Origin of the sequence: Helicobacter sp. L8 (genome assembly GCF_003660355.1) — a bacterium.
GTDB lineage: Bacteria > Campylobacterota > Campylobacteria > Campylobacterales > Helicobacteraceae > Helicobacter > Helicobacter labacensis.
Genome location: NZ_QXQR01000021.1, coordinates 1 through 20522 on the forward strand (window position 1 = coordinate 1; position 20522 = coordinate 20522).

Sequence of the window (20522 nt, forward strand, 5' to 3'; positions counted from 1 at the left end):
AGAGGAAATACCCAGCCCCATCCCGAACCTGGAAGTCAAGCTCTCTAACGCCGATGATACTGCCCTTTGCAAGGGTGGGAAAGTAGGGTGATGCGGGGGATTTTTTAAAGTGTTTTTTAGTTTTTTAATACTTCTGTATATGCTTTGCTTCCTTGAGACTTGGTGTCGCTTATAATTCTCATTTTTATATATTCCTTGCTTAAGCCTTATTATTACCTCCCATTTTAACATGATTTAAACTATTCACATGCTATCTTAGTGGCACAAATCTTTACAGGGTGCTAAGATGCGCAAGATTGTAAAACAGCTGGTGTTGGCAGTGTCTGTGGTAGCGGTGTTGGGCGTGTCTGCTTTGCTTAAAGATCATTTTTCCCCCCAAAAAGCCAACGCCCAGAGCCCAGACCTGTAACCGGACCAGAGCCTGCTTGGAGTTGGGATTTTAGTGGGTTTGATCGCCCTATTCCCTAAGGAGCTAGCATGCAAAAGCCTAAATCTTGGTGGGCTCGGTGGGCTAGAAGATGGACCATGCGCGACAGGGGGCGGTATTTTGCGCGCATGAGCGTGTTTTTGCCGGCAATATCCATTAGTAGGGGCGATATAGCACTGCCAGAAAACTCCTTATGGTTGTGGTTTGCGCTGTGGTGTGGAGAACTTTTAGGAGAGGCTTGTTTTGGCAAGAGAGGGAAGTATTTAAAACCCGCTTTGATGATTCGATTGCCCTTGCCATTGCTATTCTCTTTGGAGTAGTGCCCGTGTATTGGGCATTTGCTACTTTTTGGGGGATGCCCAATGCGGTAGTATTAGTTTTTTGTCAGCTCGTTCCTATGATCTTGATCATGCTCGTAATCAACAAGGTAACTTCTAGGCGTTGGCGGGAGTATCCAGAACACTTTTTGTGGTTGTATCGGTAGGCTTTATCTCAAGGAATCTAGTCTTGCGCTACCTGCCCTTCTAAATAAGTGGTTTCCATGAAAAAAATTATCATCAATGCACACCCTTTAGCTGGAGTCTATGTTTAGCCTTACAGAGGGGGTCTTGCTTTTTCTTGGTTGCCCAACTCTTGGGCGTGTGTAACTGCACTTCAGAAGGCACGCCATTGTAAGTAAAATTGATATGCGCGCCCTTGTAGCCCTGTTGCGTTTAGATAAATCTAGGGTTGATGTCTTGTATAAACAAATTGCTACGCAAGTTCTTTAAGATGTTCTTAGATTCCGTGCCAATGCTCTCAATATCTGTAACAATCGCCCCTCTTAACAAGTCATCCACTCTTGTGCTATCTCCGCCATAGTAGCCTAGTTTCTCCTCAATACTCCCCACACTCTTTAAGACATTGCTAGCCTCTAACTGGCTACTAGGCTGGGCTAACCCCTCTAAGAGTTGTTTAAAGTCTGCTTCTTGCTCTTTGGCTTTACTAAAAAGCGCGCTGGCTTGGGCTTGGTAGTCTAGTTGCAATAACCCTGCAAAACGGCTTATCTCTTGGCGGCGCACTTCATACACACTAGGTGCGCTATTTCTAAACTCTCTTGCCCTAAAAAGGGCTTTTAGTATCCGTGTCTTATTTAAGCCTTCTGTCCTGCCCTCTTTGAGGATTTGCCAATTAAGCGGAACTGTGCTAGGATTTTTAAGATTTACCCCGCTGCGCAACGCTGTAGTAAACGAATGCGATGTGTTTGCGGACCTAGCGATTGTTGGAAGTTCGGGTAAGTCGCCTGTAAAACTTCCCCGCCTTTTTTTGAGGTAATTCTCTATTATTAAGCGTAGGGATTCCCATTACCCCCTTAAGATTGTGGATTAAAAGAGAGTTAAAGAAATTAGGAATTGCCCTCTCCTCAGTGAGGCTAGCTAAAGTTAGACATGGCGATTTAATAGAAAATAAAAGGGCGTTATTAGGGGATTAGGATACAATGCAGGGCTGGGGTTTGTGTATTGACCTTTATCCTAATGTGGGCGTGCATGTGCCACCATGTAACAACGAATGCGAGGTGAGAAATGAGGCGTTTTTGGCTACTTTGGGTTTTAGGAGGTGGGGTGTTATGCGCACAGGGAACGGAGGATTTTTTTAGCGCGATTGAGGCGCAATTAAAGAGCAACACGGCTAAGGGGATTTTGATGCTAATTTTTATTGGTATAGCCTTTTATGTGTGGCGCAATTTAGATCGTTGGCGTGAGATTTTCTTCACCATTTTAGGCGTGGTGTTGGGGATCATGCTCTTTTTTAAAGCCCCCGCTCTAGCTTCGTGGTTTATGGGGTTGTTTTGATGGGCTTAGCTTATCCGGTATTGGTGATCTCTGTGCCTAATCTCAAAGAGATTTCCATGAAAGACAAGTTTTTATGGTTGAACGCTAAGTCTTGGATTTTAGCTATCTTCATTCCCTTTGTGCTATTGCCCTGGTTGGGTATTCTCTATGCCTTATTGTTGTATGGGGGGTTTTTGTTACTCTTTAGTGTGTTGGAATTTTTTGATGAAGACATCGCGGATATTTTAATCGCGCGTTCTAAACTCAAAACCTCCAGTGATGCGTTTTACGCTTGAGGGGAAAGATCAGCTAGGATCTGGTCTACAATCACGCGCGCTCCATTGCTAGAGATTTTATTTCTCAAACCCCAACTCACTTGAGAAATCAAGGGTCCTTGTGTTTGGGGGGTCTGCAACCACTCTATGAAGTCAAAGAGTTGGGGGGGGCGCAAGGCGCGTTGGGGGACAATCCTAGCCAAGCCTGCTTGTTCGAATTCTAACGCGTTAAAATATTGGTGGTTTGTGGCTGCGTGCGGGTAGGGCACAAAGAGGGTTGGCAAATTATTAGCACAAAGTTCCCACACACTGCTAGCCCCTGCCCGACTCACGCAAATGTCTGCTTGGTGCATTTTTTCTACCAAATTCGTCTCAAAAGCAAAGAGATCTACACTCTCTAAGATACCCAAACCCTTGTATAAAGTGGCGATGCGATCGAAATGATGCGCCCCGCATTGGTGGATTACTCTCAAGCCCCTTTGGAGGAGATCTCTCACACATAAAAGCGCGAAATCATTGAGCGCGCTCGCCCCCTGCGATCCGCCTAAAAATAAAATTGTTTCAATCTTGTGGCGGATACGCGCCTTTTCAAAAAAGATTTCTTGCACGGGGTAGGGGGTTTGGCTGAATTTGGGATTGGGTTTGGGGGGGGTGAAACTGCCAAAAACGCGCTTGGCATAGGGGGTTGTGTATTTGTTGAGCGCGCCTTGGATGGCATTTTGCTCGTGGATAAATAAGGGGGTGTGCGATAAAATGCTCGCCAAACTCCCCGGTCCAGCACTAAAGCCCCCCACACTGATGAGCGCGCGCACGCGGTGGGTTTTAAGTAAGCCCATCGCCTTTTTTGCCCCTTTGAGTTGCGCCCAAAGGGCTGGGATTTTCCTCATAAAACTCTTATTAACCACCCCACTGGTTTCTAAAAAATAACGCTCTACAAATAAGGGGCTTGTTTCAAACCACGCGCGATCCTGCCCGGCCGTGCTACCCACATAAATTAGAGATTCACCTCGATTGAGCAATTCTTGGGCTAAGGCTTTGGCGACACACAAATGTCCCCCTGTTCCCCCACCACTGATAGCAAACACGGCTAGTAGCTAGCACGCACACTGGCTTGCACAGGTGGTACAAAGGATTTAATGGTTTCTCTAAAACCAAAATCCGGGTAATCCATGATGGATAGGGGAATTTGGGCGGCATAAGCATTGCGCGGGTTAAAGATGAGAGGAGCTAGAAAATTCACCATCGAATCCTCTAAATTCTTTTGCACCACCACCACACAATAGACCTCCACTTCTGAGCTAGCGTCCAATTCTAAGAGCAATTCAATATACTTAGGGATACTAAAGCTGTATTCTCTAAGCTTATAGGGATTGGCTAAGATAAGGCTGATCTTGCCATCTAGGCTACTAACCTTGCTGAAGAGATCGTCTATCTTAGTGAGCTCGACCTCCATAATATTTTCAAAGCCTAGGATGGGAGACTTGAGTTGGTAATGCATGCGCTTCCTTTAGCAAAATATGCCAAGTATCAGCAAAAGCTGTTCCAAAAATTTAAAGGGGGGTGGCGGACAGGGAGGGATTCGAACCCTCGGTAACCTTACAGCTACGCATCCTTAGCAGGGATGTGGTTTCAGCCAACTCACCCACCTGTCCTTTAGACACGAAAGGGCATTATAATCTCTCAAAGTTAACAACACTCTTAAGCCCTAGCCCAAACATCTTTAAGCCCTGAAATCCCCCTCCAATCTCTCCCTGTGCAAAAGCGTTGTGGTGTGGATTAACGCGCTTGAGGAGTTAGCATGCCACCCATTAGCTCTGTTCTATCATCTCTTCTATACTCTTTACAATCTTTTCGTAAGTGTATTCTTGAATGACAGCATGCATGGTTTGAGAAAAGCTGGCGTATTGGTGGGGGTTGCCTAGCAGGGTGTTGATTTGCTGAGCCATTTCTTCGGGCGTGTCAACCACTAGGGGTGCACATAAATCTTTGACATTGCCCACATCTGTGCAGATAAAGGGAGTGCCAAATTGCATGCTCTCTAAAATCACCATGGGGAAACATTCTTGCTGGCTGGCGTGTAAAAATAGCGTGGCTTGTTTAAAGAGGGTTAAGACCATCTCTCTTTTTATTTGGTAGAAAAAATGGACTTCTTTAAAACCAAGTTCTCTATCTAGCTGTGCCTTTAAATCTTGCAAGTCCTCTAAAGTATTATCGCTATTTAAAGAGCCTATAAAAATTAAGGGGATGGTTGCTAGACTCAAATAATAAGCCCGCAACACAAAATCCTGCCCCTTTTCTTTGTAATAATTAGAAACATTGAGCAAATAGGGATCGCCCATGAGAGTTTCAAGGGTCTTTTGTGTTGTGCTAGGCACAAACGCGCCTAACAAGGATGCTTGGATTGTCTTGGGGGAGGTAATATCTTTAGCAAACACCCCATTGGGTAAGATATCCGCATGGCAATAGGGTTTGAGATAATTATACCCATCGCTACGCTTGTGCAAGAAACACACTCGATCGTAATGTCTGAGGTGGCTTTTAAGTTGGCGGCGCAATGTGGGGATATACATGGAGGGTCTAAACTTAAAACCGGAAATGAGAAATTTCAAGGCATGCTTCAAGCGTGTTTTAATGGGGGGGCAAAAGCGCACCAATTCTAACTCGCCATGGCTCTTTAAAATTTTCTTTTTAGCCTGACACAAAGCAAGCAGATCGTAGAACAGATCGCAATTCCATTTGCCCACAATACCAGAGCTGATGAGCAAGTCACACATAAAAGAGAGGCAAAATTTTTTATACTCCTCGATCTCGCCTAACACGCGCCCTTGTTGCCAGTCCCAATAGATATCAAATTCCACGACACATAAATTAGGACTAATTTCTCGCGCGTCTTTGTTAATTCCACCGCTAGAAATGCGCTTAAGATTCCCTTCCCTGTGGATTTTTTGGTTGTTGAAACGAGCCCCCGTGATCACCAAGACCTCATGCCCAGCTTGCGCTAAAGCGACACTCAAACCATGGTCGGCTAAACTAACCCCCGTTTGTAGGGGGTAGTATTGCTCTGTGGTGAAGAGAATTTTCACGCCACTCCTTTGGCATCATTATAACATCCTATCCACTTTAGTTAGGCTTTGTTATACTAAATCTTGTAGAAAGGTGCGCATGTTAGAATCCTTAGATATTTTCATTGTGTCTTTAAGCAAAAGCTCTAGACGCGCCACTTGCCAAGCTGTGGTAGATAACCCGCCCGCGCATCACTACTCTTTGAGTTTTAATTTTCACCTCTTTGACGCTATTGATAAGTATAGCCACTATTTCAAGACAGATTTGGGTTATGCTGGTTTAATTGAAAACTCCTATTCTTCCAAATGGCTTAAAAGCAGTGATTGGTACAAGGGTTTATATGGTCGAGAACTATTTGCTGAAGAATTGGGGTGCTATGCTAGCCATTACTTACTTTGGCTTAAGTGTATCGCGCTTAATAAACCACTTGTGATTCTAGAAGACGATTTTGAATTGCAAGCTAATTTTTATGAGAGCTTGCTAGATTGTCTGAACTCTCCCTTTGATTTTGTGCGCCTGTATGGGAATTTTTGGAAAGCTGATCCTAGCGTGTGCGCTATCGCCAATTTAGATGGATCTGCTTGTGTGCCTACCAATCCCAAAACAGAAACCTTGCTAAGAGGACATTTTTTACTTGCAAGCTATGAAGTGGATAGCACGGTCGCCTACTATCTCACCCCCAGAGCGGCTAAGGCTTTTGTGAGTTTTAGTGCCCGTTTTATAGAGCCTGTGGATCAATTTTTAAACCAAGTGCACCGCCACTCCATCGCGCATTTGACTTATATCCCTTTGAGTGTGCGTTTTAGCAAACACCACTCCAGCTCCACGATTTTCACATCCGATAATACAGACGCTAGACAGAAGACCTACCGCGCTACACGCCTTAGAAACCTAACCAGATGGTGGCACTTGTTGCGCTTGAAAAGACGCGCGCAACGCTTTTACCACCACTTTTTACAAGTATATCGTGATCCCTAACACTAAACCAGTGCCTCTAACTTGGCAATGATTTTCTCGTAAGCGAGTGGTTTGACTTTTTCGTGCAATTCTTGGGCAATTTGGGTGTAATAGCTAGGATCGCCTAGCAGAGTGTTGATCTGCTGAGCCATTTCTTCGGGCGTGTCAACCACTAGGCGCGCGCATAAATCCTTGACATTGCCCACATCTGTGCAGATAAAGGGCGTGCCAAATTGCATGCTCTCTAAAATCACCATGGGAAAAGCTTCGTAAGGAGCATGGCTACCATGCAGAAATAGCGTGGCTTGTTTGGAAAATTCTAGCACCTGTTGTCTTTCTATGCCGTGGAGAAAATGCACCTCTTTAAAGCCATGTTCTTTGTCCAGTTGCGTCTTTAAATCTCGCAAAGCCTCTAGGGTGCTATCCCTGTTTAAAGAGCCTATAAAAATTAAGGGGATGGTTGTTAGACTCAAGTAATAAGCCCGCAACACGAAGTCCTGCCCTTTCTCTTGGTAATAATTAGAAATATTGAGCAAATAGGGCGCGTTGATCAAGCAATCAGGTGCGCTTGTTATGGGTTGTGGTGTTGTTGTAGCGTCCACTAGACTTTTTGTTAGTATCTTGGGCGCGCAAATGTCCTTTTCAAAGACTCCATTGGGTAAGATTCCCACTTTAGAACAATAGGGCTTGAGATAAGCATACCCATGGCTACCCTCATGTAAAAAAAACACTGTGTCATAATGTTTAAGAGATCTAGTGAGCGCTTGGCGCAACCACCAGGGGTAGATTGCATAGGCATAAGATCGCCACAAACCCAAGCGCACCAAGACAAATTTCAGCGCGTCCTTAATAAGGCGTTTTGCGCCAAAACAAACACTCATGAAAGCGTATTCCCCATGGGTTCTTAGAATCTTTCTTCTAGCTCTAGTCTTGGGGAGTTTGTCATGCAGCAAATCCGTGTTCCAAGTTAATAAAGACACATTGACCAATAGATCGCACTCAAAACAGAGCGCAAAATCTACATAGGCTTGCAACTCCCCCTGCCAGCCCCCATTACCCTGGGTGATATGAAAATCTAACACAAAGAGATTGGGTGCGATCTGTGTGGCTTGGCGCTCTAAACTCCCGCTACTAACCGTGTGTTTGGCACCTTCTCTATGGATTTTTTGGTGGTTAAACATGTTGCTAGTGATCACATAGACTTGGTAGCCCGCTTGCGCCAAAGCCAAAGTCAGTCCATAATCTGCTGTGGCGGTGCCGGTTTGTAGGGGGTAGTATTGCTCCGTGCAAAAAAGAATCTTCATTAACTTCTCTTAGCTCTGCTGTTCTAAATACTTGGTGTGGATTTTATTCTGCCTGAAATCCGGGTTGTCCAGCATCGCCAAGTGGAAAGGGATGGTTGTCTTGATCCCCTCTATGCTAAACTCTCTTAGGGCGCGCTTCATTTTGGTGATGGCTTGATCGCGCGTGGGGGCGTGCACGATGAGTTTACCAATCATCGAATCGTAAAAGGGGGGGACAACATAGCCCGCGTAGGCATGGGTGTCAAGGCGCACACCCAAGCCCCCCGGGGCGATCCAAGAGGTGATCTTGCCCGCGCTGGGGTAAAAATTCTTAGGGTCTTCAGCCGTGATACGGCACTCAATGGAATGCCCCTGACAGGTAATTTGCTCTTGGGGTGGCAAAGCCTCCCCTTGGGCAATGCGGATCATCCACTCAATGAAATTCAACCCACTCACCATCTCGCTAATGGTGTGTTCCACCTGCAAACGGGTATTCATCTCCATAAAATAGAAGTCTTCTCCATTGTTATCTAGCAAAAACTCAAAAGTCCCCGCGCCCACATACCCGATGTGTTTAGCCGCCTTGATCGCCATCTCTAGCAAGCGCGCGCGCGCGCTTTGGCTTAAAGCCAGCGCAGGGGTTTCTTCAATGAGTTTTTGTTGGCGGCGTTGGGTGGAACAATCCCTCTCGCCCACATGCACCACATTGCCATGTTTGTCCGCAAAAACCTGCACCTCAATGTGCTTGGGGTTTTGGATGAATTTTTCAATATAGACACTCCCATCGCCAAAGGCGCTTAGGGCTTCTGTTTCTGCAGCCAAGTAGAGATTTTTAAGCAAACTAGGATCGTGCACCACGCGCATGCCCCGTCCCCCGCCCCCATTAGCCGCTTTGATGATGATGGGAAAACCAATGCGTTCAGCCACGCTCAAGGCCTCTTCATAACCGCGCAAAATCCCCTCACTCCCCTCAATCACAGGCACGCCAGCCTCTTTCATCACCGCCTTTGCCTTGGATTTGTCGCTCATCAGAGCCATCACCCGCGCGCTAGGTCCAATGAACTCTAAACCATGGTGGCTACAAATCTCTACAAAATTTTGGTTTTCGCTCAAAAAACCATATCCCGGGAAAATCGCGTCCGCCTCAAAGAGTTCGGCTGCGCTAATGATGGCTGGGATGTTCAAATAACTTTGAGAGGATTTTTCCCCCCCAATGCACACCTTCGCGCTGGCGGTGTTAAGATAGTGCGCGTCCTTGTCCGCGCTAGAGTAGATCGCAATAGATTGTTTGCCTAATAATTCGATGGTTTGAATCGCCCTAAGGGCGATTTCGCCCCGATTGGCGATCAAAATGCGCTGTAAATGTCTTGTCTCTGGCATGGGGACCTCTTAGAGTTTTTCAATTCTGACTAGCTGGGTGCCATACTCCACCGCGCTGGCATCTTCTACTTCTATGGAGAGGATTCTACAATCGCATTCCGCTTCGATTTCGTTCATGATTTTCATCGCCTCCACGATGCCAATAGTCTGCCCTTTTTTAATGGTGTCCCCGGGGTTGACATAGGGGCTAGCCCCCGGGGCCGGGCAACGATAAAAAGTGCCCACCATGGGAGAGAGGATGTAATCTTGTTTGGTGTTATCGCACACTTGGGCTGTCCCTGTAGTCGGGCTCAACGCGCACGCGCTAGCGGTGGGGGATTGGAGCGGGGGAGTGGGGGGGATTTGCAAGGGGGGTTCTAGGGTGATGGGGGCTTTCTTACTCCCCTTGTCTAAAATGAGTTCGAGGTTTTCAATCTTAAGTTTCATGTAATGCATACCGCTTTGATCGAAACAGGACATGAGGGACTGGATATCGCTAATATTCATAGGCATCGTCTTTAGATTGGAATGGCTGAAACCAGCTGTAGTATAATAACATGATTTCGCACTAAGTAAGGACGCACATGGGTTTGAAAGAGGACACTTGGATCGCGCGCATGAGTTTGCAACACCAGATGATCACCCCCTTTTGTGAGCAACAGGTGTCTAGGGGCATCATCAGCTATGGGTTGAGCAGTTATGGTTATGACATCCGCGTAGCAGAGGAGTTTTGGCTATTCCAAACAGAAGGGGTAGTAGACCCTAAAAACTTCGATGCGCGCTTGGTACAAAAGGTGCGCACCAGTGAGTTTGTGCTCATCCCCCCTAATGCCTTTGCGCTAGCCCATAGCGTTGAACACATCAAAATGCCCAAAGATGCGCTGGCTATTTGTTTGGGTAAAAGCACTTACGCGCGCTGTGGGATCATCGTCAATGTTACCCCCTTTGAACCCGAATTTGAGGGGCATATCACCATTGAGATCTCCAACACCACTCCCCTACCCGCTAAAGTTTATGCCAATGAGGGCATTGCCCAGGTGATCTTCTTGCAGGCGGATAACATCTGCGCGCGCTCTTATAAAGACAAGCAGGGCAAATACCAGCACCAAAGCGGGATCACCCTGCCTAGAATGGGGTAGCACGCTTAGGGCATGCTTTTATTGAGGACTTGGGGGCGTAATAAGGGGACCTTTAATTAAAACTCCCTGCTTATCATAAAAAAGAAAGCGCACTTTGTAACTCTCTTTGATTTTGCGTTTTTTATCTCTTGGGGTGTGCGTGATGGCTAACTCAATGGGAGGAAGTGTTAGAGGGGTGTGGGGTTTGACTTGGAAAGCTAAAAATAGCGGGCGGTTATGTTGGTAATCCCACCCTCCACGCCATCTAGGTAGGGTGGTTTGGCTTTTTAGCAAGCGATCGCCCACCTGCACTTCAAAGGAGCTTAGGTAGTAGGTGCCCGGTTCTAGCATGCGCGTGGCGGGTCGGGCTTGTGAAAAAGTGTCGCGCCAGAGCAAAAAAAACCAATTATTGCTCCCCAACACCAGCATTTTAGAATTTTTATCCCCTAGTCTGCGCCAATAAGTCTTGACTGCGCTCCCCTGATAGGCAATATCAAAGCTAACAGGGCTGGCTAGTTTTGAGGGTGGATGCGCGCATGCCCCAAACAATATAGCCACCGCCCCAATTCTTGCACCTACAAGCAAAGCCCCCATCACTTGCCCCTAGCGCAGGCTTTTTTATAGCCCAGATCGCAGGCTTTTTTAAAGTGTTGTTGGGCTTTTTTGGAGTCTTTGCGCACTCCTAGGGCATTTTTATACATCATCGCCAAGTTGTAATGAGCGGGGGGGTTTCCCATGCTAGCTGCCTTGTGGTAGTATTCTAGGGCTTTTTTGTAGTCCTTAGGCACTCCGCGCCCTTTGCGGTATAAATCCCCCAAACCAACATAGGCATTAGCATTTCCCATGCTAGCTGCTTTTTGGTAATACTCAAAAGCCTTAGAATAATCTTTAGCTACCCCCCAACCCTCTTCATAAGCCACTCCCAAATCATTAAGACCGATCGCGCTCCCTGTGCTAGCTGCCTTTTTATAGTATTCAAAGGCTTTTTTATCATCTTTGGGCACTCCTAAACCCTTGTGATACACATCTCCCAAATACCCATAAGCCTCAACAACCCCCATGCTAGCTGCTTTTTGATAGTGTTCCCTGGCTTTTTGGTAATTTTGTGCTACCCCTTTGCCTTGCTCATAAGCCACCCCAAGATTTACATAAGCCGTAGCTACCCCTAAGCTAGCCGCCTTTTGGTAATACTCTAGGGCTTTAGCATGGTCCTTAGCCACTCCCCTACCCATATAATACATAGCCCCCAAATTGCTATAGGCTTGCACATACCCCATATCAGCCGCCTTTTTGTAGTATTCTAGGGCTTCTTTATAATTTTGTGCTACCCCCTTGCCTTGCTCATACATCACCCCCAAATTATTATAGGCAACTGGAATCCCCAAACTAGCCGCCCTTTGGAAGTATTCTAGGGCTTTGTGGTAATCTTGGGGCACTCCTTGTGCATCAATGCCTCCATGGACACTAACTTCCCCATGAAAATACATCAGCCCTAAGTTGTAAAAGGCATTGGCATTCCCCATACTAGCCGCTTTTTTGTAGTATTCTATTGCCTTTTTATAATCCTTGTCAACGCCTTGCCCTTTGTAATACATAAAGCCCATATCAAAGTAAGCCTCAGAATCTTCTAAATTCGTGGCTTTAAAGTTCTTAGGCGTGATGGCTTGCATGTTTGCTAAGCTAAACATACTAACAAGTGCCACCTTAAACGCGTTTTTAGCTAGATTTGTCATGTTGTCCCCTTTTTTCATCCCATTGTAATTGATCTGCAAACTAAACTAGCTTAGGGATTATCTGTGGGGATGTCATTGGGGCGCGATTCACTAAAGGCTTGACTAGATTCAAGCTAGTCTTGCGATCTCAATGCATGGCATAGCCCAACTAGCACATTTGTCTTTTTTTACAAGCGCAAAGTAGGGGTTTTGACAAGCTCCACGCGCTTTTTTTAAACCCAAGATCACGCCCGCACCCCCCCCCCCCCCACAAAGGTCCTCAAAATGGTGAGTGCTTTAGCCCAAATACTCCAGCACCAAGCGGGCGTAATAGCTCGCTGCGCGGGCTAAAAGCGCGTCATTGAAAACATAGCCGGTGGTGTGTAGATAATGGGTGTTCTCATTTTCTAAGAAGGCATAAGCGCAGGGGCGCAACTGGGCAAAGTAGCCAAAATCCTCACTCCCCATTGCTGCCGGGTGTTCAAAACAACAAGCCTCTTTTCCAAAGATTTCTTGAGCCACTTCTTGAGCGAACGCGCTCGCCTTGGGGTCATTCATTGTAACAGGGGCAGCAGCTTGCTTGTTAATCTCAATCTCCACCCCTTGGGCTAGAGCGATCCCCTTAGCAATTTGCTCAATGCGTCTAGCCGTGATCTCTTGGCTTTGAGTATCCAAAGCGCGCACGCTCAGTTTTAAAATGGCGCGATCAGGGATGATATTAAAAGCACTCCCGGCATTAAACGCCCCCACACTCACCACCGCGCTGTGTTGGGGGTCAATATCCCTAGAAACAATGCCTTGCAAGGCTACCACCAACAAAGAAGCAGCTAAAATAGGGTCTTTACACTTTTCAGGCGCGCTCCCATGCCCCCCACGCCCCTTGATCTCTAGGGTGTAACAATCCGCACTCGCCATGATCGCCCCACTTTTAAGATAGATTGTTTTATCCCCACCAAAGGGCATGTTATGCCATCCAAAGATCATATCGCTATCAAAGCGTTCTAACAAACCCTCTGCTAGCATGGCTTGTGCGCCCCCCAAGCCCTCTTCAGCAGGCTGGAAGTACAGATGTAGCGTCCCATTAAACTCTTGGGTGGCTAAATACCTGGCGGCTAATAACAAAGACGCGCTATGCCCATCATGCCCGCAGGCGTGCATACGATTGGGGGTTTGACTCTTGTAGGGGAGATCATTTTCTTCGGGCATGGGCAAAGCGTCCATGTCCGCTCTCAAGCCAATTTTCTTAGTAGAATCGCCTTTTTTGAGCACCCCCACCACACCGGTTTTACCCACATGCCCATGCACTTGGTAGCCAAATTCTTTTAACTTGTCTGCTATTAGCTTAGAAGTTTGCACCTCTTCAAAGCCTAATTCAGGGTGTTGGTGGATTTGCTGGCGAATCGCCTTAAACTCCTCTTGCATCGCGACAACTTCTGGGATCAAGGGCATGACTTTCCTTTTAAAACTTCTTGCTATTGGCTTCATCTAGGATATTTTGCGCGATCTTTTGCACATTTTGGCTAATGGTAGAGGAGGTGGTGGCAATTTTGACTCCCTTCACACCTCTCCAATTTCTGCTAGTAAGCGCGGTGTTCCATACACTTGATTTCAATCTCTTCAGCCATAGGCATTTTATTGCCTTGCATCAAATCTACCTTAACAAAATCTCCCTTTTTGAGATCGACAAATTTCTTAGCACTGTCCCAACCCATACCACAAGCATCTTGTTCGATTTTAGTGTAAGGCATCACACCAATCACCATGCCATTGATCGTAATGGTCTTTTTAGCGTCATTGATATTTTCAATAATGCCTTTGAAATCAGAGGCGCACATGACCCCCAAACCAGCCACACAAAGCCCTACCAATAATTTTTTCATCACTTGCCTTTCTCAAATCAATATTAGAATTGGAAGTATAAGTCTTCCAAACTAAAAGCCCCCTGATTAAGAATATTGTCCAAGTCCCAAGGGTGGATACAATAGCAAACAAATTTACAACCGGTTAAGACTCAAAAAATTTAATGTTTTAAGGAGAGAAAAACGCCATCCCTGAACTATTGAGTATGGGCATTATTGCAGAAGTTGAGCCCCTATTGCCCACTTTTTGTTCCCCTCTTTTAGCCCCCAAAACCCCCCCTGAATAAAAAGATGATCCCGTGGTCCTAGCTTGACTAACACCCGTTAATTATGTGATTAAATTTAACGATTGAAGGTCCGATTTTGGCCCTAAAATTTGTCGTTTTGCATGTCTTTTAAGTTTGCAGTCTAACTCGCCCTCCTGCGATGCATATTCGATATCTTCTCGGTTTGGCAATTCCCCTTTTTTATACCTACTTTGAAGATACGGGCTAATCTCCCAAAGGCGATCCGTGAAGTAGGTATCTTTGTAGTAGAATGCTTTGTGTGCTTTGATAGGGGGGCATTCATTGGTAAGAAAAATAAAATCATCATTTTTTTCTATGTCTTCAAAATCTTCAATGATTTTTTTGGTGATTAATGATCCTAAAACCTTGTTAAGTTCTTCAATATTGCTTGTAAATTCAGAACTTTTTTTGTAACGAAGCTTACGGACACAATTGTTTCTAAGACATTTAGCTTTATCTTTACCATAACCCAAAGGTTGGTCTTTCTCAAGTTGAGCACCATTTGAGTAAATCATCACCATGCGCATGTCATAGCTTGCCATAGTGGGACTTGCTCCTTCATTGCCTAAACCACCCACAAACCTAGCAAAAATATCTAGATAGCCCAATTTATCAAATTCATCCATTAGCATGCAACAGACTCGTCGTGGAATAGAACCTTGATTTAAGTTTTCAGTGATAAGACTGCTGAAGAAAAGTCGTGTAATGAGACTTGCTTTGAGTTGATCATTTGGGCTAATTGTAAAAAAGACATCAATTTTTTCTTTGCGTAAATTTCGGAAATCTAAGTCATTACTTTCTGTAAATCTTTGTAGGTTTGGATCGTCAAATGTTTTGAAGACAGCAATATAGCGTTCTTTAGCATCTAGGAGGTTGGGAACATTATACATGCCTTTAATCATCCGCCAATACTCAATAGTATTCTTTGTAAGAATATTTTCTTTGCATAGGAGATCTATAGATGATATGAAGTCGGTGCATTTGCCGGGTATTTCGAATCCGTTAACAAGTGATCCAACAAAGTGACAAGTTGGTGCATCGGGAATGTTCAGTTTATGTTCGTTACAAAACTCTTTTCCATCCTCCGTGTGGCGCAAGTCTCTATAGACATGAAGCAAAATATTGAAAAGAGAGCGAGTCATGTGGAGAGAAAGGTCTGTTACATCCGGTTCTTTGGGAAAAAAGAATCTAGCCAATGTGTCCACTTGTCCATAAAAATCAATATTCTTTGGGTCAAAATCTATATAGTGAAACGGGTTGTAGTGATGAGTGTTGTTGCTAAATGGCTCGAATACAAAAACATCATGTCCCATGACATCCTCTCTGTAGCGCGCAGTAAGCCGTCTATGCTTGCCACTTGGGTCGTTGACAATTAGATTGTGTTGGTAATTAAGACAGTTAGGGATAACAAAGCCCTCATCTTTATTTGTTCCTAGCCATTGTATTCATTAATTGCGAGCATTAATCAGCCAAAATTTGCTGGCTGCATATTTAAAATATGCAAATTCAAATATGCTCACTATCCAACTCCTCCCCATACCAATCCATCTCTTCTATTTTCGTCCCTTCAACTACTAAATGAGGTCTGCCCGTTACAAGTGTGTCACTCGTGATGACACATTGATGCCCCACAAACTTTTGTTCTTGCAAGTCAGACATAACTAGGAGCAATCTGTCTGTTAGCACAAGCCCAATGGCTCTCATGCCTGTTCCCTCTTGCATAGTTTGATCGATAATCATCTTTTTAGCTTTGGGAGTAAAAACAAGACAGCTACCATATCTCAAAAACTCTTTTTCATACTCAGTAATTGCCCGATCAAAGGCACTCTCTAACATCTTTGTATCCACATTCTCTAACACGATGCGCACAGGAATACGCCCTATAAGTTCTCTAATCAATCCACAGCGCATTAAATCAGCGCTCTTGACTTCTTGAAGAGCACTGGGCTCTTGTGGTTTAATAATGGGCGGTTTCTTGATAAACCCTATAGTGTCTTGTTCTTCTTGACTGTCTTGATTATCCTTATTATGATAGAGATTTGCAAAATGTCCTGCCAAGATAAACAAAATTTTTGAAGTATCTATAGACATCTTTAGCTCTTTAGTCTTTCCATCTTCTTGCTGATTGTAGGTAAAGGTAATGTTATGACCCTCTATGATTTTAAGCAATTGTGTCTGCACGCTCATTTTAAATGAATCATCATCGTTTATTTTTATTCCCAACTTATCTACTTCATCTAAGAATACCACGCCCTTTTGGGCTTTCTCAATTTCTTGCCCAGCATTTTGATAAAGATCAGCAAACATGTTAAGAATGTCTGTACCACGGTAGCCTTCTGGTGTAAAATGCGAAGCATCCATAATGCAATAAGGGATACCCAAATGTTTTAAAAGTGTCGTTGTCATAAAGGTCTTGCCTGAACCAGAAGGACCTATCAACAGTGTATTTGTCTTGGGCATAGCATTCTCATCACCCATAAAGTGCTTATAGTGGTTGGCAATGACCATGCAAAGCATTTTCTTAGCCTTTTCTTGCCCGCTCACATACTGATCCAAATAGACTCTAAGCCCTTTAGCAGAACGATCATTGGGATCTACATTGACAACAGTCTTGATCTCTTTTTTAAAAGTAGCTGTTTTGGAGAAATTGGGAATTGTAACATTTTTTTTGCTTGGTAAAACCTCTGTTTTTAATGGATCTCTTGTTAAAGCGCATTGTAAGGCATTTAGCAGGGATTCAAAAGTCTTTCGGTTACTTTGCAAGTCAGATGCCCTAGTATGTCCTCTAAACTCTATGTCTAGTCCATTAGCCTGCTGATCGCTCAAAAAAGTTTGCAAGTCAAAAAAACGCGCGCGGCAAGAGATAGTAAAACAATCATCGTTTGTCACTTGATACACAAGAGCCACATTAGCTCTATGGCGATCAAGCAAGCGGTAAGCCAAGAGTCCTAGAAAGCCCAAAGGTAAAGTGGCATTACCGGCTACAACTAACCCGTCTGCATACTCTGTAGCACGGAGATCGGCAAGTAATTTTCTGTTTAAATCAAGTCGCTTTCTGTTGTAGTCATTAAGAATGCTAAGGCTAGCCTCACACTTGGGATTAAGACAATAGTAGAGAGCATAGTAATGACTGTGGTTATATTCATTTTGATCCAGCTTTAGACCACTCAAACGCCCAGAACTATTAATCACATTAATAAAGTGAAACCCATACTGATAACTTAGATTTTCCCATGTGTTTTTGCCTGTGCCGATCAGTTGTTTGATAGCCATGTGTTTAGGATTAAGCAGTCTCTCGTAATAAGGGCGGTTACAATCATCTAGGGGAATATAACTACTCAATAACCCTACACTTGCTAACTCTAAAGCATCTTCACAATCCTCCAATTCTAGCATTTCCTTAAAAAAGTGGTAAGACACTAAAGAACCGCTATAACTATGGATATCCGCCTTTTCAGGATTATACTGGTAAGCCCGTGTCTTTGTAGGTGTGTGATTGTCTGTGATAATGATGTTCCCAAAAAATTTAAAATATTTTTGCAAGATGCTCTCTTTTGCCACAGCTAAGCCGATACTCACTAACAAGGGTTTCAAGTTGCCATGTTTTTGTAGAATATTTTTGTAGCTTATCTTAGGATACTCTAGGGAATTTTGGGGAGAACTAAATTCACATGCCATCAAACAAGACTCGTTATTGACAATCTCATCTAAAGCTACTAAGCTCAAACCATACCCATGCGTATTACGATTAGGACTATAAACATAAACTCTGCTTTCTATACCTGATTTTTTCAAAAGAGTTACTACACTGCTAGCCCCCATTAGTCCATCGCAATCATAATCACAAAACAACACAAACGGGTGTGTGTGAATTTTCTGTCTAAATTCTTTAAGCTGTTTAGCGTTGGGATTGTAAGGATAAAGCATCAATACATCCTTATAGAGGTAGTAAGATTTTGTAGAAACTATACTACCAAATTGCAGTAACTCAACGCCTTGCTCTTGGCTCTCAATATCCTATAAATTGCTTTATCTCATTCCAAGCACGAAGCAAGCCACATATTTGAAGAAAGGTTTAAAACTCGCTTGTTTAGAAATCAAATCAAGTAACACTTTAAAACGGCATTGTTCGCCTAAAAGAGGAGTTGCCTAAAGTGTTTGAGCAGGCTATTTAAGAGCAGGAGCAGAAAGGGAGCGGAGGGTATCACAGATAGCGGTATTGTTTAAAAACCTTATTAGTTGAATTAGTGCGCTACAACCAGCGCGCTAAGGAAAATAACCAAGCCACTTTGAGCGATGATGTCTATTGCTACACCCCTAGCCGCAAAGTTTCTAAGGTGGATAAAATCAAAGCCCTAAGACCCTATTACAATACGGGGTTTTTAGTCTTTTCCCACGCGTGTACCAATCAAGACCAAATCAAAAAAGAACTCTTCAGCTTTAATCCCGATCGCCCTTATAAGCAGGATGACTGCATAGACGCTTTGGCAAGTTGTCTAACCCATAGCGATGTCATAGCCCCCCCTAGAGTTAGCCCCCCCACTCTAAAGAGTAGATACACCCCTAAGCGGACATGGAGGATTTAGATTTTTTGGTTACAATGGCGTTAGTGGTTTCCCCCCGCCCCTTAAGGGCGAAGGGAGGTTTTAATATAGCGGTTGGACGAGAACCACTAAAACCAATAACGCCACGAATAGTTTCATGGTAGGTTCTCCTTTCTAGGAGGCCACCCACTGCGCTCCTAAACCCGCTTAACGCTACTCCAAATCGTCCAAAGAAGAATTTACCACTGCGCGCGCATATTAACCCAAAGAACCTTAAAGCCCCAATTTCTTTAACCCTTGTTTTTTGTAGGGCTTTTGTCTAGTATGCGCGCATGGCAAGTTTGGATTTTGACAAGTTAGAGCAAGATGGGTTTAGCGCAGAACAGATTTTAGACTTTGTGCGATCACGCCCCAATAATTTCAATCTAGAACCCACCTTTAAATATTACCAACAACAGGGCTTTAACCACAATGAAGCCACGCGCGCGACCTATTATGACATGCGCAACTTTACAGATTTTGAGTTTAAGCCCCTCAGCGCGCAACCCCCACAACCCCCATCACAAGCGCAAAAGAGCGCACAACCCCCATCACAACCCCCACAACCCCAAGACTTTAACCAACTCAAAGCGGGGATTAAGCAACAAGCCCAGCAGATCAAGCAGAAGTTAAAAGACCCCAAGGCGTTTTTAGCAGAGTTAAACACCCGCGCGCAAGAATTAGAGGGATTGAGTGGGCTAGGGGACAAATTAAAGAGCGCGTTAACTCTAGGCTTTTCTAAAAGCCCCGAGCTAACTCAGCAAGAGATAGGTTACCATGAACTCACCAACCAAGCCATAGAAAACAATGTGCCCTATGCAAAATTACCCCAAAGTGTGAAAAACTATTTAGCTAATAAAAGAATGGGTGATTTGGGCATTAGCGACATGCTAACTCGCCCTTTTGAGTATTTCAGCCCCACACAGGGGGAGGACGAATACAAGGCGCAAGCCTTACGCCAGAGTATCTTAAAAGTCAAGGACGCTAAAGACCTAACAGAGGCGCAAAAGGGACAGATTTACAAAGATCGCAATATTTTTACCACCTTATTTAATGGCGCGTTTATGCGCGATTCTGAGGATTTAAGAGAATACCAAGAACAACAAAAATCAGAGTATTTAACTAAAGCACTCCAAAGAGACATCACCCTTTTAAAGAACATTGATCCTAGTCAGAGTATTTTTAGTATGATCTTTGGGCAAGACCCCAAACAAGCCCAAGCATACAAAAGCGCGGTGAGCAATATTGTTGAAGCGGCGGGTTTTGATCAAGCGCGCTTTAAGGACGGGCGTATCTATGCGATCAAGGACGATCAAGCCTACCAAATTAACGAGGGCTTTCTAGACAATTTTCTCACGCATTTAAAAGCCAATGCGGGATCACTAGCTGGATCACTAGGGGGCGCCATAGCCGGGGCAAAGATAGGGGCAAAGAGTAGAAACCCTTATGGCGCTCTAGCTGGGGGTGTAGTGGGTGGAGCTTTAGGGGCAGCTAGTGGGGGGGGGTTAGACTATCTTTTGAGTTCCTACATTTTAGATAGAGATGTGCACTTTAAGGATATGTTGCACTATAGCCTAGAACAGGGCGCGCTCAATGTTGCCGGGGACGCTTTATTTCTAGGGGGCGCACAGGCTATAAAGGGCGTAGCCAAATATAGCAAAGACCTTTTCAATATTGCAGGCAAGATTAGCGGCTATGTGCCCGGACTAGGGCTAGCCCAAAGGCTTATCAATGGTAATGTGGATGCGGCTCAAAGAATCATCCACCAAACAAGCACCCCGCAGCAAC

Annotated in this window: 20 protein-coding genes, 1 tRNA gene, 1 rRNA gene and 1 pseudogene; 9 read left to right on the plus strand and 14 right to left on the minus strand. The window is 44.6% G+C overall.

Annotated elements, in window-relative coordinates; all coding sequences use genetic code 11:
- From rrf to EAO37_RS07845, 3 genes are all read left to right on the plus strand, one after another.
- Positions 1 to 99 (plus strand): 5S ribosomal RNA (gene rrf, locus EAO37_RS07840); the annotation flags it as partial.
- Between the two features lie 187 nt (positions 100 to 286).
- The gene (locus EAO37_RS09860) at positions 287 to 409 is read left to right on the plus strand and encodes a hypothetical protein (RefSeq protein WP_276206415.1); all 123 of its coding nucleotides are present in this window, start codon (positions 287 to 289) and stop codon (positions 407 to 409) included.
- Positions 410 to 665: 256 nt separating this feature from the next.
- A complete protein-coding gene (locus EAO37_RS07845) occupies positions 666 to 911 on the plus strand; it encodes a hypothetical protein (RefSeq protein ID WP_120952992.1) in 246 nt (81 codons plus the stop codon).
- A 229-nt stretch (positions 912 to 1140) separates the two neighbouring features.
- On the opposite strand, the gene EAO37_RS07850 is transcribed toward EAO37_RS07845, so the two are convergent.
- Complete coding sequence (locus tag EAO37_RS07850) at positions 1141 to 1644, minus strand: hypothetical protein (RefSeq protein ID WP_162983000.1); 504 nt, start codon at positions 1642 to 1644, stop codon at positions 1141 to 1143.
- 345 nt (positions 1645 to 1989) lie between these two features.
- On the opposite strand from EAO37_RS07850, the gene EAO37_RS07855 reads away from it, so the two are divergent.
- Both EAO37_RS07855 and EAO37_RS07860 read left to right on the plus strand, forming a co-directional pair.
- Positions 1990 to 2259 carry a TrbC/VirB2 family protein gene (locus EAO37_RS07855; RefSeq protein WP_120952998.1) on the plus strand — a complete coding sequence of 90 codons (270 nt, stop codon included), beginning with the start codon at positions 1990 to 1992 and terminating at the stop codon, positions 2257 to 2259.
- Positions 2259 to 2534, plus strand: coding sequence for a competence protein ComB (locus EAO37_RS07860; RefSeq protein WP_120944349.1), 276 nt, complete (start codon positions 2259 to 2261; stop codon positions 2532 to 2534). Before EAO37_RS07855 ends, EAO37_RS07860 begins: the two co-directional genes overlap by 1 nt.
- Here EAO37_RS07860 and EAO37_RS07865 read toward each other — a convergent pair.
- The 4 genes from EAO37_RS07865 to EAO37_RS09720 form a co-directional block, all read right to left on the minus strand.
- On the minus strand, positions 2525 to 3598 hold the full coding sequence (locus EAO37_RS07865) for a UDP-N-acetylglucosamine--N-acetylmuramyl-(pentapeptide) pyrophosphoryl-undecaprenol N-acetylglucosamine transferase (RefSeq protein WP_120944320.1): 1074 nt from the start codon (positions 3596 to 3598) through the stop codon (positions 2525 to 2527). The two genes, EAO37_RS07860 and EAO37_RS07865, sit on opposite strands and share 10 nt — an antisense overlap.
- Before the next feature lie 2 nt (positions 3599 to 3600).
- Positions 3601 to 4011, minus strand: a complete 411-nt coding sequence (gene fliW, locus EAO37_RS07870; protein WP_120953001.1) for a flagellar assembly protein FliW — start codon at positions 4009 to 4011, stop codon at positions 3601 to 3603.
- 63 nt (positions 4012 to 4074) lie between these two features.
- Positions 4075 to 4165, minus strand: a tRNA-Ser gene (locus EAO37_RS07875).
- A gap of 156 nt (positions 4166 to 4321) precedes the next feature.
- On the minus strand, positions 4322 to 5596 hold the full coding sequence (locus EAO37_RS09720; RefSeq protein ID WP_240451778.1) for a glycosyltransferase family 4 protein: 1275 nt from the start codon (positions 5594 to 5596) through the stop codon (positions 4322 to 4324).
- Positions 5597 to 5675: 79 nt separating this feature from the next.
- On the opposite strand from EAO37_RS09720, the gene EAO37_RS07885 reads away from it, so the two are divergent.
- Complete coding sequence (locus EAO37_RS07885) at positions 5676 to 6554, plus strand: glycosyltransferase family 25 protein (RefSeq protein ID WP_120953004.1); 879 nt, start codon at positions 5676 to 5678, stop codon at positions 6552 to 6554.
- Positions 6555 to 6556: 2 nt separating this feature from the next.
- On the opposite strand, the gene EAO37_RS07890 is transcribed toward EAO37_RS07885, so the two are convergent.
- The 3 genes from EAO37_RS07890 to accB are packed head-to-tail and all read right to left on the minus strand — an operon-like array spanning position 6557 to position 9682.
- Positions 6557 to 7837 (minus strand): glycosyltransferase family 4 protein, encoded by a 1281-nt coding sequence (locus tag EAO37_RS07890; protein WP_120953007.1) that lies wholly within the window; start codon positions 7835 to 7837, stop codon positions 6557 to 6559.
- A 9-nt stretch (positions 7838 to 7846) separates the two neighbouring features.
- Positions 7847 to 9196, minus strand: coding sequence for an acetyl-CoA carboxylase biotin carboxylase subunit (locus EAO37_RS07895; protein WP_120953010.1), 1350 nt, complete (start codon positions 9194 to 9196; stop codon positions 7847 to 7849).
- Between the two features lie 9 nt (positions 9197 to 9205).
- Complete coding sequence (accB, locus tag EAO37_RS07900) at positions 9206 to 9682, minus strand: acetyl-CoA carboxylase biotin carboxyl carrier protein (protein WP_120953013.1); 477 nt, start codon at positions 9680 to 9682, stop codon at positions 9206 to 9208.
- A gap of 77 nt (positions 9683 to 9759) precedes the next feature.
- On the opposite strand from accB, the gene dcd reads away from it, so the two are divergent.
- Complete coding sequence (dcd, locus tag EAO37_RS07905) at positions 9760 to 10314, plus strand: dCTP deaminase (protein WP_120945209.1); 555 nt, start codon at positions 9760 to 9762, stop codon at positions 10312 to 10314.
- Positions 10315 to 10332: 18 nt separating this feature from the next.
- Here dcd and EAO37_RS07910 read toward each other — a convergent pair whose 3' ends face one another.
- From EAO37_RS07910 to EAO37_RS07940, 6 genes are all read right to left on the minus strand, one after another.
- On the minus strand, positions 10333 to 10887 hold the full coding sequence (locus EAO37_RS07910; protein ID WP_120945211.1) for a hypothetical protein: 555 nt from the start codon (positions 10885 to 10887) through the stop codon (positions 10333 to 10335).
- Complete coding sequence (locus EAO37_RS07915) at positions 10887 to 12026, minus strand: tetratricopeptide repeat protein (RefSeq protein WP_162983001.1); 1140 nt, start codon at positions 12024 to 12026, stop codon at positions 10887 to 10889. The genes EAO37_RS07910 and EAO37_RS07915 overlap by 1 nt, the downstream gene beginning before the upstream one ends.
- A 276-nt stretch (positions 12027 to 12302) precedes the next feature.
- Complete coding sequence (locus tag EAO37_RS07920) at positions 12303 to 13454, minus strand: M20 aminoacylase family protein (protein WP_120945215.1); 1152 nt, start codon at positions 13452 to 13454, stop codon at positions 12303 to 12305.
- Positions 13455 to 13582: 128 nt separating this feature from the next.
- Entirely contained in the window at positions 13583 to 13885 is a 303-nt protein-coding gene (locus EAO37_RS07930) for a DUF5666 domain-containing protein (RefSeq protein WP_120945217.1), read from the minus strand.
- A 307-nt stretch (positions 13886 to 14192) separates the two neighbouring features.
- A complete protein-coding gene (locus EAO37_RS07935; RefSeq protein WP_276206416.1) occupies positions 14193 to 15596 on the minus strand; it encodes a type IV secretory system conjugative DNA transfer family protein in 1404 nt (467 codons plus the stop codon).
- A 61-nt stretch (positions 15597 to 15657) separates the two neighbouring features.
- Positions 15658 to 18078, minus strand: a complete 2421-nt coding sequence (locus EAO37_RS07940) for an AAA family ATPase (RefSeq protein WP_120953022.1) — start codon at positions 18076 to 18078, stop codon at positions 15658 to 15660.
- Between the two features lie 305 nt (positions 18079 to 18383).
- On the opposite strand from EAO37_RS07940, the pseudogene EAO37_RS07945 reads away from it, so the two are divergent.
- Positions 18384 to 18737: pseudogene (locus tag EAO37_RS07945) on the plus strand (hypothetical protein); the annotation flags it as partial.
- A 290-nt stretch (positions 18738 to 19027) separates the two neighbouring features.
- Positions 19028 to 20522: hypothetical protein (locus EAO37_RS07950; protein WP_120953025.1), on the plus strand; the 1495-nt coding region annotated here is incomplete at its 3' end.